At 55.5% G+C, this 362-nt stretch carries 1 rRNA gene; it reads left to right on the plus strand.

Features of this window, described 5'->3' with window-relative positions:
- A 23S ribosomal RNA gene (locus tag V3391_RS17595) occupies positions 1-361 on the plus strand; the annotation flags it as partial.
- Position 362 lies beyond the last annotated feature (1 nt).

The raw sequence follows: 362 nt of genomic DNA on the forward strand, positions 1-362 counted from the left end.
CTGCTGGCTAGGATCCGGGCGCCAAATGGGCCACGCCTGGTAAGCAGGACTGGCGATGCGGGATGAACCGAAAGCGTATTTAAGGTATCCGAGTCATGGCTCATTTAGACCCCATGAAGGATGTTGGTTGATCCAGACAGCAGGACGGTGGCCATGGAAGTCGGAATCCGCTAAGGAGTGTGTAACAACTCACCTGCCGAATCAACCGGCTCCGAAAATGGATGATGCTCAAGCCACGCACTTATAGTACGCCATCGATTTGGTCTGAACAAAGCCATCGGTGAGTAGGAGGGCGCGAGGCGCTTAGCTGCGAAGGCTTTGGTGTAAACCTGGCTGGAGCGCGCCTCGGTGCAGATCTTGGT

The sequence above is a fragment of the Luteimonas flava genome (assembly GCF_036584485.1).
Lineage (GTDB): Bacteria > Pseudomonadota > Gammaproteobacteria > Xanthomonadales > Xanthomonadaceae > Luteimonas > Luteimonas flava.